At 58.4% G+C, this 9,698-nt stretch carries 10 protein-coding genes and 4 pseudogenes; 7 read left to right on the forward strand and 7 right to left on the reverse strand.

Features of this window, described 5'->3' with window-relative positions; genetic code table 11:
• The 3 genes and pseudogenes from AC0L3N_RS32885 to AC0L3N_RS32895 all read right to left on the reverse strand — a co-directional run.
• A pseudogene (locus AC0L3N_RS32885) lies at positions 1-129 on the reverse strand (IS256 family transposase); the annotation flags it as partial.
• Between the two features lie 84 nt (positions 130-213).
• The gene (locus tag AC0L3N_RS32890) at positions 214-819 is read right to left on the reverse strand and encodes a carbamoyltransferase N-terminal domain-containing protein (RefSeq protein ID WP_473551768.1); all 606 of its coding nucleotides are present in this window, start codon (positions 817-819) and stop codon (positions 214-216) included.
• A 74-nt stretch (positions 820-893) separates the two neighbouring features.
• Positions 894-1,232 carry a hypothetical protein gene (locus tag AC0L3N_RS32895; RefSeq protein ID WP_473551770.1) on the reverse strand — a complete coding sequence of 113 codons (339 nt, stop codon included), beginning with the start codon at positions 1,230-1,232 and terminating at the stop codon, positions 894-896.
• 285 nt (positions 1,233-1,517) lie between these two features.
• On the opposite strand from AC0L3N_RS32895, the pseudogene AC0L3N_RS32900 reads away from it, so the two are divergent.
• Positions 1,518-1,828 (forward strand): annotated as a pseudogene (locus AC0L3N_RS32900) (transposase); the annotation flags it as partial.
• Positions 1,829-1,842: 14 nt separating this feature from the next.
• On the forward strand, positions 1,843-2,037 hold the full coding sequence (locus AC0L3N_RS32905) for a hypothetical protein (RefSeq protein ID WP_473551787.1): 195 nt from the start codon (positions 1,843-1,845) through the stop codon (positions 2,035-2,037).
• A gap of 91 nt (positions 2,038-2,128) precedes the next feature.
• Here AC0L3N_RS32905 and AC0L3N_RS32910 read toward each other — a convergent pair whose 3' ends face one another.
• Together AC0L3N_RS32910 and AC0L3N_RS32915 are read right to left on the reverse strand one after the other, a co-directional pair.
• On the reverse strand, positions 2,129-2,719 hold the full coding sequence (locus tag AC0L3N_RS32910) for a HupE/UreJ family protein (protein ID WP_473551772.1): 591 nt from the start codon (positions 2,717-2,719) through the stop codon (positions 2,129-2,131).
• 57 nt (positions 2,720-2,776) lie between these two features.
• A complete protein-coding gene (locus tag AC0L3N_RS32915) occupies positions 2,777-4,738 on the reverse strand; it encodes a CehA/McbA family metallohydrolase (RefSeq protein WP_473551775.1) in 1,962 nt (653 codons plus the stop codon).
• A gap of 1,029 nt (positions 4,739-5,767) precedes the next feature.
• On the opposite strand from AC0L3N_RS32915, the pseudogene AC0L3N_RS32920 reads away from it, so the two are divergent.
• Both AC0L3N_RS32920 and AC0L3N_RS32925 read left to right on the forward strand, forming a co-directional pair.
• Positions 5,768-5,935: pseudogene (locus AC0L3N_RS32920) on the forward strand (hypothetical protein); the annotation flags it as partial.
• A gap of 51 nt (positions 5,936-5,986) precedes the next feature.
• Positions 5,987-6,466 (forward strand): hypothetical protein, encoded by a 480-nt coding sequence (locus AC0L3N_RS32925; protein ID WP_473551778.1) that lies wholly within the window; start codon positions 5,987-5,989, stop codon positions 6,464-6,466.
• A gap of 80 nt (positions 6,467-6,546) precedes the next feature.
• On the opposite strand, the pseudogene AC0L3N_RS32930 reads toward AC0L3N_RS32925, so the two are convergent.
• Positions 6,547-7,210 (reverse strand): annotated as a pseudogene (locus AC0L3N_RS32930) (transposase); the annotation flags it as partial.
• Between the two features lie 146 nt (positions 7,211-7,356).
• On the opposite strand from AC0L3N_RS32930, the gene AC0L3N_RS32935 reads away from it, so the two are divergent.
• The 3 genes from AC0L3N_RS32935 to AC0L3N_RS32945 all read left to right on the forward strand — a co-directional run bounded on the left by AC0L3N_RS32935 (position 7,357) and on the right by AC0L3N_RS32945 (position 8,885).
• Positions 7,357-7,653, forward strand: coding sequence for a hypothetical protein (locus AC0L3N_RS32935; RefSeq protein ID WP_473551780.1), 297 nt, complete (start codon positions 7,357-7,359; stop codon positions 7,651-7,653).
• Positions 7,654-7,911: 258 nt separating this feature from the next.
• Positions 7,912-8,064 (forward strand): hypothetical protein, encoded by a 153-nt coding sequence (locus AC0L3N_RS32940; RefSeq protein WP_473551782.1) that lies wholly within the window; start codon positions 7,912-7,914, stop codon positions 8,062-8,064.
• A gap of 572 nt (positions 8,065-8,636) precedes the next feature.
• Positions 8,637-8,885, forward strand: coding sequence for a hypothetical protein (locus tag AC0L3N_RS32945; protein ID WP_473551790.1), 249 nt, complete (start codon positions 8,637-8,639; stop codon positions 8,883-8,885).
• Between the two features lie 308 nt (positions 8,886-9,193).
• Here the strand turns inward: AC0L3N_RS32945 and AC0L3N_RS32950 are convergent.
• Positions 9,194-9,698 (reverse strand): FkbM family methyltransferase (locus AC0L3N_RS32950; protein WP_473551784.1); only part of this gene is annotated, 505 nt, incomplete at its 5' end.

The following is a 9,698-nucleotide window of genomic DNA, read 5'->3' on the forward strand; positions in this document are numbered from 1 at the left end:
CGCGCCGGTGGCGGCCCCAACCTCCAGCTCCATCAGCCGCTCGGCGGCAAAGCCGATCATCTCGCGCAGGATATCGGAATCCGGAGTCTTCTCCACGAGCGCGCGCAGGTTCATCATGTCGTCGGTCATCGATGGTTCCTTCGAATCAGGTTGGTGTCAGCAACCCGACCTTACCGGCGAACTGTCGATGACCACCGCGAAGCCGCTCGCTCGCTACAGCGCTATCGAGGGCGCGCTCGCGAGCGGCTTCGCTACCGCCGAGCTACACCACCTGTGGGGACGCGACCCCTCCAGTTCCGTCTGGTCGAGCTCGTCAAATATGAAAGGCTGGCCTGAATAGACGTTCCATTTAATTTTAGCATTGCCTGTGAAGTGCCGCATCGCGTCGACTGCCGTCCCAATTGCCGAGCCTGTATCGTTTGTGCATGGCGGAATAAAAACGTCGGAAAACAGATTCGTTTCGAGCCAACGGCGATTCCACTCGCAGTTCAATCCACACCCGCCGGAAATCAGCAGCGGGTAGCCCTTTGTCAGGTTCTTCTTCGCAAAGGTGTGGAACGAATCGAAAGTGGCGTCCGAAACGCGCCTGGCGAGGTTGGTGAACTTCGGATTGGTTACGCCAATGTTGTAGTACGGTGAATTCCGCATATCCTCCTTGCACAATGGGTACTGCTCGCTTGGAAGCAGGAAATCGATCAGCGCCTGCTCGTCCCGGTCAGGCGTTCCGGTCTGCCCGTAGGCGCTAAGCGCCATTAGCTTGCCGGCATCTCCGAAACGCGTTGGTCCTTTTGGCAAAGTGTATTGCGGATCTGCGATCAATTTCGTAAAAATCGCCGAGAAACCCTTCCCACAGTAGCGCGTAACAGGGCATACCAGCGAGGAATGGCGACATGCTATAGGTGCCCAGAGATGGGAGCGCTCGTGCGTCGAGGAATAAAAATGCACCTTCCTGCCGAGAAGGTCTCCTCGCTGATCAACTCCGAGCCCTGGTTTATGCCGTAGTAGCCTGCCGCGACGGAGCGCGCGATTGTGTTGTCCCACCCACCGACAGCAATCACATCCGGAATGGCGTCCAGACGGCCAGCGGCATCGAGGACCGTTGTCGGGGTAATGGCCGAATATCTCGGAAAACTATTCTTCTCAGCCTCGTATGAATAGATGAGCTCGGCCGCTGATGCATCCAGTGCTGCAATCGTGCCATCATGGCCCAGTTTGCACGAAATTATCATCATGTGTTAAGCTCCTGAAAGACCACGCTAGACTGCAGGAACAAATGTGTATCTCCAGGAATAACCATTCGGAAGTGCGCCTGCAGCACCTACTAACACCTAGCACATAGGGTCATCTTAGAGAAAAAAGTTTCTATTCAGATCCGAACAATGAATATGAACTTCATATTGCAAATGTACCATCGACATTTATGTTCAAAAACAATTCCGAATTTGATGTGCCTACTTGAATCAAAGGGGAAGCATTTCTGACATTGCCCCTTTAGCTTAATCGGTTTGAAGTTCGATCTGGCCCAACGCGAGGACCAGAAGAATGAAGCGCAGCTTTTCAGTGAAGAGCAGATCATCGGGTTTTGAAGGAGCACGAGGCCGGAGTTTCAATGGCCGATCTATGCCGCAAGCACGGGGCCAGCGACGCCCGCATCTACAAATGCAAGGCGAAGTATGGCGGCTTGGACGTGTCGGAAGCGAAGCGGCTGAAGACGCTGGAAGATGAGAACGCTCGTCTGAAGCGGCTTCTGACGGAAGCCATGCTCGACGATGCCGCTTTGGGAAAAAATGGTGACGCCCGCTACCGAGCGAGAGGCTGTCGCATCTTCGAACGGCATTCGAGATGAGCGTGGCGGGCGTGCAGACCATCGGATGCTGCCGGATGACGGTTCGCCACAAGGCGAGCCGTGGCGACGATGGTGACCTTCGGGAGCGGATGAAGGCGATCGCGCATGAGCGCCGGCGCTTCGGCTATCGCCGCCTGCACGTGTTGCTGCAGGCGGCCGTAAGCGGGCCATTGGAACGCGGGCACCGATGATGCTCCCCGTTTTGCGGATTCCGACTGAAGCCGGCCACCATTCCGACGTGAAGCCGGCCAACTGTAGCGATTAATTCCCGGCCGGGCATTTCTAGACCGCGCCGACCATCAAGCCAAGGCCGGCCACTGCGGTCGCCGCGCCTGCCAGCCGCACGAGGCCGCGAAAGCGCCGGCCCGGCAACAGGCCCAAGCCGATTCCTGCGCCGTGCAGGAGTGCTGTGGCAAGGGCAAAGCCGGCGAGATATTCGAGCCCCCCTGCGGTCTCGGGGATCTCTGTGCCATGCGCGTGACCGTGGAAAAGCGCAAAGAAGCCGATAATGACCGCCCCTGTTGCAACAGGCAGGTCCACCGCAGCGGTTAGCAGGCCGAGTGCCACAATCGAGGCGATGATGACGGGCTCTACGAACGGAACGGGCACGCCGGCGATGCCTAGCGCGCCGGCAGCAAGCATCAGGCCGACGAATGCCGTCGGCCAAGCCCAGAGCGCGTGTCCGCCCTTCAGCGCCGCCCACAGACCGACCGCGACCATCACCATGATGTGGTCAAGCCCGAAGAGCGGATGCGCAAGACCGGCCGCGAACGAATTGGCCGAGCCGACCCCGATATGGGACAATGCCGGCTTGCATACAGCTGCAAGCATAATTGCCACGAAGGCTGGTCTGGCGGATTTGCTTCTAATCATCGGAGTGTCTATCGGGCGTTGCTCTTTCAAAATCTGTGCGCGGTTGTTGTACTTCCACTAATCATGCTCGGAATGGTGCGTACCAACACTGTGTGGGTGATCATATCCCATTTGATGCATTTGATTGTGCAGGCGCCTATACGCGGACTGGAGCATGAGCCGCATCTCCTTATACCGCTTGAACTCGGCGCGGGTTCCGATTGTGTCGATGTAGGCCATCGACCCTTCGATCTGGTCCAGGATTGTGAGTGCGTCGGCTGCGGCAAATAACTGAGAGCCCTCGACATCGATCATGACCGCCGTCGAGTGAGCGGCGATCATTTCAGGTTTGTCATCATATTTCGCGCGGACGAGCAACGCGATCCAGGAGCTTTTCTGGATAGGCACCGACCAACTTCCGGCATCCTGCCACGGCCTGAGGGTACAGCTTTCTCTGACTTCGCCGTTGACGATAAGGTCAATCCTGGTCATCGGCACGATCACACTTGCGACGTTCCAGCTGATGTTGATCGTCCCGCCCGACGAGGGCAGGCTGATGCGGCTGCCCATGGGTTTTCCGTCGACACTAAGATCCATCAGAGGACCATAGGTCACAAACGTATGGCCGGAGCGGACAGCATCCATCCACGTCTCGTAGGAGAACTCCCGATTATCGGCGATTTTGGCGTAGGTCCGGATCGTTCCCACGGCAAACTCGGCGGACATCTTGTCCGTTCCGGCAACCGACGGAATGAGGTATCCGTTGTTCAGGTATCGATACCAGTCGGAGAGAGAATAAGCATCGATGCCATTGTATAAGTTTCTGAGGGAAGTCATCTCGACGGCATCCGCTTCCCCAAGGACAATCGTTGCGGCGTTCTCCAATCGGGGATCCGGAAAGTGAGGCAGCACAACCAGCCCACCCTGCTTGCGACATTTCCGCGCCCATTCGGTCAGGAGCACATCGACCGGGTCGCCGATTGCAGATTCATCGGGACCACCCGAGCACAGCGGCAAGATCATGTTGCCGGAATAGCCGAGTAAGGAGATGTGACCGAGCACATGTTGGCGATTTTCGGTACCAACCCGTACCAGAAACTCGCCAGTACCGCCGCCCGCCTTTGCACCGAAGGTTGTGTGACCATCGAAATCCCCGACATTGGTCATCAGCTCTCCCCACTGGCTGGCCAGGAGATTGATGACGTTCACGCCCTCTGCAGCACCCTCCAGCATGGCTGTTGCCGGAGAAAGAAAATGGACGTGCGTATCTGCCGTGACCCAACCCTCTTCACGCCAATGAAGAGCCTTGTCTATCTCGACCGTTATCTGCTCGGTATCTCGTGTGATTTTGAACGTTTTTCGGACCGGCTTGATCTCAAATCCTTTGGTGATCTCTACGTAAACATTACCAAGCGGCAGATCGATCGTCGTCTGTCCGGAGATGTAGGTGGAGATGTGATTGCCATGGCAAAAATCTGGGCTGTAGTTCTCGAACCATTGTGGATTCGGATTTCGAATCCGGTCTACTGGAGCGAGATACTCCCCATCCTGCCCGTGGACGTGAAGCTTGACGGGAATAGCCCTGTTCGTTCCTGCTTCAACGACGCGAAGGTTCACACGCTGGTCCGCAGGCTCTACCGGCTCCAGGACAACACCGTTTCGAGAACTGGAGGTTTCAAGGTTGCGGAGAGCGACGCGGGTACCGTCCGCCAAATGGAATTCAGCATCCTCGTGAGCGGCGTATTCCACCAGCACTTCATGGGAAGCCGTCTTGGGCTGCAGGTTTTGACGGGTCTCTACCCATTCTTCCCTAGGATGGACGAGCCGCGGGCGGGCAGCGATAACTTGGCCCAAATCGAGTTGGATCTGGTCCAAGAGGCTGTGCTCATCGAGAGCGGGATCGAAGCTCAGTTCGGACGACGTCCTGAGCAGTACCTTCTTGCGCTTCTTCCAGCGGAGAGGCGTGGAGCAAGTATCCCCGACGGACAACCCGGACACTATCAAGGTGCCGCAGACCGGCTCGAACCTGAGTGCCTCCACTGTTTTCTCCGGATGTGGATTTTCGAAGGCCCAAACGAAGTTAATCCACGGCCCATCATCCTCGAAAATGAGCTGCGTCTGCCGCTCGCCCCACCCGATGGGATTGTGGCGACCAGCAATGTTTCTTGTCGAATGCCGCTAATGGCTAGTCCTGAACGACACAGGGCGAGGCTTTATGGCCGGTAGAGCTTCGGTGCATTGCTCCCCCCATCGCGGTAGAAATTGATCCTACCTGATGTCGCCGCCGGATCTTCGCCCTCTCCTCAGAGCCGTCATCGTAAATCAGGACGTAGTTGGCCGCGTGTTCACCCAGTTGGCCGATTCCTCGCATCGGAGAAATAAGCCCATTTTGATCGCCAGAAAGCGGGCGAACATCCGATGCGTGCAGGAATACAAACCATCGAGCTGTGGTCAGCGAAATTTTGACTGTGAGCGGCTGATCCCGGAGAATAACCGGGCACCCAATTTCAAACGGGATCCCCCAAGCGACGCATGAGCCGGAATGCGCGAAGGGGACTGCTTGCGCCAGCTCGGCTGACACGTCTTGATGTCGTGCAAGCTCTTGAATGAGAGCGTGCCGTCAACACTGACAGGCCAGAACAGCGGCGAAGCTGGGCCATCTCGGTGCATGCTCATAAGATCCTCTCCCCAGCATTGAAGACGCCGCTCTCGATCTGAGACCGAATGATGTCGGCGAGCTGAATATGAAGTGGAGTTCTACCGGGCTGAACCATGGGGCCTCCTCATGGACGAATCATTGCTACCACATGGCATTTGCGCTTGGCAATATTAGATTATTGCATTCTTGCAAGAAATAACTTGCGTGCGCGGTAGGAGTGGTTCCATCGTTGCCAGTCCACATACCTAAAGGGAGGAAACAAGACGAGTAGAATGGGATATCGTTCTGGGTCGGCGCGGTTTCTTGACCGGCACGTTGGGGATGTCGTCCCTGCCACTCCTTGGGTCGTTGCCGGCCGCGGCGCAGGACCAGACGCTGCGATTCTTCGGCGATGAGACGGCGCCGAATATAACGAGCTCTTCGATGCCTTCGAAAAGGTGTCTGGCAAGAAGGTTTCTTTTGAAGGTGTGCCCTTTGCAGACCTGCAGAACACGATAGTCCAGCGCTTCCGTACGGGGAATTCCGGAATCGATGTCTTCCTCGTGGACCCGACTATGTCCCGATGTTTTCCAAACTAGGCATTTTGGCAGACTTGACGAGCGCCCTCGGCCAACGGGAAGATGCTGTCAATGCCGCTGTGGGGGTCAACGCAGCTCCTGTTCTTCAACAAAAAGCTTCTGGCCAAGGCCGGTGTTGAAGCGCCGGGTGTCTCGCCCGACGCACACATGCCTGGGACGACGTCATCGAGCTTGCCAAGAAGGTGCAGGCGGCCGGAGGACGGCTTCGGATTCGAGGAAGTCGATCGCTACTATCAGCTACAAATCCCTCCGGAGTCGCTCGGCGGTGGGCCGGGCGTCAAGCGTGACGATTTGCTGACCGTGGACGTGGCCAACGATGCTTGGCCGCAGGCAGGAAAATGGTATGGAAGCATCTTTGCCGATGGCGTGGCCTCGCGTGGTCCGACCAACTCTCAAGAGATAAGAGACCTGTTCAAAGCCGGCCGTCTTGCATTTTTGTTGGGGGTCCATGGGGCACCGAATTCAATGAGGTCGATGGTCTTGACTATTCAGCAGCGCCTCATCCGTATTTCGCCGGTGGCAAGGCCGTAACGCCTTCTGAAGGATTCCATCTAGCAATGGCGGCGGACACCGCGAACGCCGACCAGGCTTGGCGGAAGCAATCTACCCCATCGGTTGCCAAACTGCCGAAACAGGCCTTCAGCATACAAGATCGGCCGCAAACTCCGCACCAATCCCCTTGAGAGCAAGAAGCGCAGTCATAGGCGCTGTCTAGTCGGGCTTCTCTTCGGCGATCAGCGCATCCCGTTCGGCCTCGACCGCCTTGATTTGGCCGAGCAGTAGTTCGAGACGATCAAGCTCGCGAACGATCTGGGCCTTGAGATGATGGGACAGCGGGCCGCCATCGCCGGTCCGCAATTCTTCCAGCCGCTTGCGCCGGTCACGGCACAGCGATTCATAGTCCCGGATCCCTTGGTTGAAGAGAAGCCCCTTGATCCGGTTGTTGTGAGCAATCCTCTCGGCCACCAGCGCCTTTCGTTCGCGGGAAATGCGGAGCCGATCTTCTGCCTCGAGGCTCGGCACCTTCACCATCGAGCACACCCGTGGCTCTCACCGCTTGTAGGCCATCAGCGTCCGAATTAACGTCTCGCCATCGATCCGGTCGGTCTTTGCTCGCCGCCGCTTGCGCGGCACCGCAATCGAGGCGGCATCGACCACGTAGCTTTCAATCCAGGATTCTGCTGCGAGTACTCGCTCGATCCAGAAGCCGTCCAACCCCGCCTCCTGGATGACTACCACTGGATACAGTTTGCCCTGCCGGACCTGCGCTTTCTGCGTGTTTCATGGGGCGAGCGGCGAGGGTGTGGCATGCTTCGGCGCTCCAAGAACATCCAGCAGAAGGAGCTTCCCGTCGAAATCTTTGACGCGAGCCGGTCCCTTACCGCTCTTGAACAGGATAACACGATCGTCGCCGTCCTGAAATGAGCAAGGCGAAGTGGCTGGTCGCCGCGCTGGTTCCGGGCTTCAAGCGCCAGCCGCTCAAGAAGCTCGATGCTGATGCGCCAGCTCTGTTGAAACTCCTGCAGCGCTGGCGCGACGAAGCCGGCCAGGCCGGGCACCCGATCAAGCGCATCGCCGTCGCCTATGAGGCGGCTGGCGACGGTTTCTGGTTGGCGCGCTGGCTGCGGGGACAAGCCATCGAGGCCACCCCGCCAGCGTTGCGGTGTCGCGCGAGCACCGCCGCGCCAAGACCGATCACTTCGACACCGAGCTGTTGATGCGTGCCCTTCTTGGCTGGCTGCGCGGCTGAGCCTACGCCAGGCTGCGGATAGGCTCGAGGCCATCCGCACGGCTGAGGGGACGGCGCAGCCGCATAACACCCGCGCCGAGCTCCACCGTTTCCTCGAGCCTGGTGCGCCAGCATCGAACAGGAACGGGAGCGCAAGCTCGCCGCCGCCCCGGCGGCGGAAAACGACCCGCACGCGACGGTTCGCCTTGTCGCACGCATCATCGGCATCGGCGTCGAGACGGCGGACATGTTGGTCCACGAGATCCTTTCACGCGGGTTGCGCGACCGCCGCGCCGTGGCGCGCTATGTCGGCCTTACCGGGTCGCCGGACGAGAGCGGCCAGCGCGGCCGCGAGAGGGGTTGGCACGCGCCGGCAACGCCCGCGTGCGGCGCGGCATGATCCAACTGGCGTGGCGGTTTCTGAGCTTCCAGACTTCCAGAACGACAGCAACTTCGCCCAATGGTTCCAGGCGCGCACGAGCGACGGCCGCAAAACCACACGCAAGACGATGTGCGTGGCACTCGCCCGCAAGCTTTTGATCCCCTGCGGCGTCTCGTCACCACCGGCGAGGTGCCGAACGGCGTCGTCTTCCCGCGGCCAGGCGAGCCTGCCGCCGTGCTCGTGACCGTCAAAGATAAGTCGCTTCGCGATGGCCTGCAGCCATCCTTGACCGTCACTGCGCGCGGCGGTCAGTCAGAAAGCCCAAAGGCCCAGGACGAGGAGATAGTCGCCAATCGGCCGAGCAAGGAGACGAGGAAAACGAACCAGGATCAAACTTAACAAATTATAGCCCCATACAAGTAATTCGCGGACAATTCCACTAAATCCCGGACAGTTTGCGGGAGCGGATTTGGTCGTCGGTTCTCGGCTGCGCCGTTCTGGCAGCTTGGCCTCTCACGACGACGTTGAGAGGGGCCATGCCGAGACGGAAGCAAGCGACACGAACGAGCGTGAGGGACATCCAAGCGATCTTGCGCCTGACTCATGAGCAGGGTCTTTCGGTGCATGAAGTGTCGGAACCACTGAAGATCACCAAGACGCGCCGCCGCTCCGCCATCGAGCCCGTCATCGGCCACATCAAGGCCGAGCATCGGATGGGCCGCAACTACTCGCCGGCCGGCGGGGCGATCCGCTTGATCGTTTGCCCGGCCTGGCCGCTTCCTCGCGCCAGCGCTCATCCGCTTCAACAACGATGGCGCGTCGGCATCAATCTTCTTTAACGGCTGGCGCTTGAATCTGGAACAAGCGCGGCAATCAGCCACTTCGCCTTGCTCATTTCAGGACGGCGACGATCGTGTTATCCTGCTCGAGAGCGGTAAGGGACCGGCTTGCGTCAAAAGACTGCGGCATGGGGCGCCTTCTTCTACTCCCTGGGACACGATCCCGGCGGCAACCACAGAAGCCTCTGAGCTGCCCGCTTACGCTACATGCGGCAATGCAACCATTGATTGCTGCCCGGCACCCGAGAGCCGGACGCAATGGCAGGGCTTGGTGTTCGGTGACAGCGTCGGATTTGGACGGCTGCATTTTAGGGCAATCGCTCGAAGATGACGTTGCTGTCAGTCATTGCAGCAAGCCGGTATGATCTGCATTCCATCAGATTGATGATCCGAGTCCTGTTGCCCTTTAGTCGATGCTCACTTGGCTCACATTGGATGAGAGCAGGTCTGATGCGCTCGTAGTCAATGGCCTTGATGAGATCATGGTCCAGCCCTTCGCAATCAATCGATAAGAAATCGACCGTATTGGCATAAGGGGCCAATAGTTCATTGATACCGATCGCGCTCACCTCGATATGTTCTCGGATACCTCCTATGCCGTCGAAGTCGCCGAAACTTTCAATATGTGCCTTATCCACGGAGGAAAGCTCATGGGCGTTTCCGATGAAGAGCGTGGCAGATGCTTGCGGAGCGGGCAAGACAACGGATCGCACGAGAACGTCTTCCGGGCGCGCAATGCGGATCAGCGCTTCCAATTCAGGATTGGGTTCAACCAGAACACCCCGCGCACCTCTTTGGTACATAAGATAGGTA

The sequence above is a fragment of the Mesorhizobium sp. WSM4807 genome, assembly GCF_055811615.1.

Excerpts from the sequence above, each read along its gene's own strand:
- AC0L3N_RS32895 (WP_473551770.1), bottom strand. The coding sequence starts at position 1,232 with ATGATGATAATTTCGTGCAAACTGGGCCATGATGGCACGATTGCAGCA.
- AC0L3N_RS32910 (WP_473551772.1), bottom strand. The coding sequence starts at position 2,719 with ATGATTAGAAGCAAATCCGCCAGACCAGCCTTCGTGGCAATTATGCTT.
- AC0L3N_RS32935 (WP_473551780.1), top strand. The coding sequence starts at position 7,357 with ATGAGCAAGGCGAAGTGGCTGGTCGCCGCGCTGGTTCCGGGCTTCAAG.
- AC0L3N_RS32940 (WP_473551782.1), top strand. The coding sequence starts at position 7,912 with ATGTTGGTCCACGAGATCCTTTCACGCGGGTTGCGCGACCGCCGCGCC.
- AC0L3N_RS32925 (WP_473551778.1), top strand. The coding sequence starts at position 5,987 with ATGCCGCTGTGGGGGTCAACGCAGCTCCTGTTCTTCAACAAAAAGCTT.
- AC0L3N_RS32905 (WP_473551787.1), top strand. The coding sequence starts at position 1,843 with ATGAGCGTGGCGGGCGTGCAGACCATCGGATGCTGCCGGATGACGGTT.